Source organism: Mesorhizobium sp. M7A.F.Ca.CA.004.04.2.1 (genome assembly GCF_004022825.1).
Classification (GTDB): Bacteria; Pseudomonadota; Alphaproteobacteria; order Rhizobiales; family Rhizobiaceae; genus Mesorhizobium.
Window position 1 is genome coordinate 1 of the sequence record NZ_RZPH01000839.1, and the last position, 2,716, is coordinate 2,716.

The 2,716-nt window shown below is 62.6% G+C and carries 2 protein-coding genes; both read right to left on the reverse strand.

The features are described from left to right. Positions 1-201: 201 nt before the first annotated feature. Positions 202-1,506, reverse strand: a complete 1,305-nt coding sequence (gene pncB / locus EN893_RS27895) for a nicotinate phosphoribosyltransferase (RefSeq protein ID WP_127267048.1) — start codon at positions 1,504-1,506, stop codon at positions 202-204. Positions 1,507-1,642: 136 nt separating this feature from the next. Next, positions 1,643-2,617 carry a transcriptional regulator GcvA gene (gcvA, locus tag EN893_RS27900; RefSeq protein ID WP_127272585.1) on the reverse strand — a complete coding sequence of 325 codons (975 nt, stop codon included), beginning with the start codon at positions 2,615-2,617 and terminating at the stop codon, positions 1,643-1,645. Positions 2,618-2,716 lie beyond the last annotated feature (99 nt).

The window sequence follows — 2,716 nt, forward strand, 5'->3', positions numbered from 1 at the left end:
CCCTACGGCGCCCCCCTCTGTCCTGCCGGACATCTCCCCCACAGGTGGGGAGATTGGCAGTTTCGCCGCCGGCTCTTCCCTGGCAATGTTGTTGATTGGCGAAAGCAGAGATGAGGGAGCAATCTCCCCCCTTGAGGGGGAGATGTCCGGCAGGACAGAGGGGGGCGCCAGGGAACTCGTACTATCCAGGAACCCCACCCCTCACACCTTGACCAATTGCTCCACGCGGTCCTTCTCGCCGAAAATTCTGAGATACCGCTCGATCTCTTTCACATCGCCGGTCGCCTTGGCCGGATTGTCGGAAAGCTTGACCGCTGGCCTGCCATTGGCCTCGGTGACCTTGCAGACCAGCGATATGGCGTCGAGGCTGTTGGTTTCCGTCGGCGCGCAGCCTTCGAAATCATTGGTCAGATTGGTGCCCCAGCCGAAGGACATGCGCACCTTGCCCTTGAAGTGGCGATAGGTCTCCTCGATCGTCTCGACTTCGAGCCCGTCGGAGAAGATCAACAGCTTCTGCTTGGGATCCTTGCCCTTGTCGCGCCACCAGGACAGGATCTTTTCGCCGCCTTCGATCGGCGGCGCGCTGTCCGGGCGAAAGCCCGTCCAGTCGGCCACCCAGTCCGGCGCATCGCGCAGGAACGATGCCGTGCCGAAGGCGTCGGGCAGCACGATCAAGAGATTGCCGCCATAGTAACGCTGCCAGTCCTGCAGCACCTTGTAGGGCGACTGCCTCAGCTCTTTTTCCGAGTCGGCGAGGGCGGCGAACACCATCGGCAGCTCATGTGCGTTGGTGCCGAGCGCTTCGAGGTCGTTGTCCATGGCCAGAAGCACGTTGGAGGTGCCGGTGAACGCTTCGCCGATGCCTTCCTTCAGCGCCTCGACGCACCAGCGCTGCCATAGGAAGGAATGGCGCCGGCGCGTGCCGAAGTCCGAGATGCGGATGCCGGGCAGCGCCTTCAGCCGCTCGGTCTTGGCCCACATCTTGGACTTGGCGCGGGCATAGAGCACGTCGAGCGCGAAAGGCCCGAACGCCCGCATCGCCGCGCGCGATCGAAGTTCATTGATGATGGCGAGCGCCGGGATTTCCCACAGTGTGGTGTACATCCACGGCCCGCTGAAGGTCAGCTCATACTGCCCGTCGCGCTTCGACAGCTCGTATTCGGGCAGCCGGAAGCCTTCCAGCCAGGCGAGGAATTCCGGTTCGAAGATCTGCTTGCGGCCGTAGAAATTGTTACCGCCGAGCCAGATCATCTCCTTCTTGGAGAAGCGCAAGGTGCGGGCATGGTCGAGCTGTTCGCGCAATTCGGCCTCGTCGATCTCGTCGGCAAGGCGCACCGAAGTCGTGCGGTTGATCAGCGAGAAGGTTGCGTCGACCTTGGGATACATGCCCCAGATCATCTGCAGCATCAAAAGCTTGTAGAAATCTGTGTCGAGCAGGCTGCGCACGATCGGGTCGAGCTTCCAGGTGTGGTTGTAGACGCGCCGCGCAATATCGGTCTTAGCCATGTCTCAACACCGCCTTCGCTGCCTGCCATCCACAATCGCGACAGGCCTCATAGCATCGAATCGGCCAGAACGCTGCCCGCTTTCAGGCTGGCCCGACAAAAAGAGCTGCCTGCATGCGGTGGCGCAGAGCTTGGCATCAACTTGCGGATTTTCCGCCCATCACCCTGAGCGCCGGACGCTTGCGGCGGCTGACGATGCGGCCGGCCACAGGGGCGTCGGCGCGCCCGTCATCCCCGGCCTTCTCGGCGAACAGCCAGTCGATGAACACCTGCACGATCGGTGTCGCCCGCATCTCGTTGCGGCAGACGACATAGAAATCGTCGACCGCCGGCACCGACAGGCTGAACGGCGCGACCAGCATGCCCCTGGCCAGCAGCGCGCTTGCCGTCACGGAGTCGCCCAGCGCCACGCCATGGCCATGCACCGCCGCCTCGGTCGCCATGCGCGCATCGCCGAGGTGATGGCGGCGACCCCGCTCCAGGTCCAGCGCATCGGCGGCCGCCAGCCAGGTGTGCCATTCGCGGCCGTCATCGCCATGCAGGAAGACATGGTCGGCGAGATCCCTGACGCTGCGGATCGGCCGGTTGTTGATCAGTGTCGGGCTGACCACGGGAAACAGTTCGAGGCCCGACCATTTGCGCATCCAGCAATCGGTCCAGCTGCCGTCGCCATAATGCACGCAGACATCGATGGTGGGTGCCCGCAAATCCTTGGGATCGTTGGAAGGGATAAGCGTCAGCCTTATGTCGGGATATTGCGCCATGAAACTGCCGAGCCGCGGTGTCATCCACAACAACAGAAGCGCCGGCACGCAGGAGACCGAAAGTGTGCCGCTGCTCGCCGGCCTTGTCATGCGCTGGGTGGCGGCGGCGATGCCGTCGAAGGCTGTCGACACCGCGGGCAGAAGCTCCGCGCCATGCGGTGTCAGTTTGACCCGCTGGCCGGCCCGCTCGAACAGCTTGACACTGAGCGACTGCTCGAGCGCCTTGATCTGATGGCTGACGGCGCCATGGGTGACATTCAGCTCAATGGCCGCCTTGGTCAGCGAGCCATGCCGGGCCGTTGCCTCGAAGGCGCGCAGCGGATTAAGCGGTGGCAGGCGCTTGGTCATGGGTATCAACTTTATTGTGAGATTTTCTCACAGAAAACACCCTAACAATATCAATTGATTTTTCAATGCCGCTGCCGGACACTGAACCTGGAACAGCAT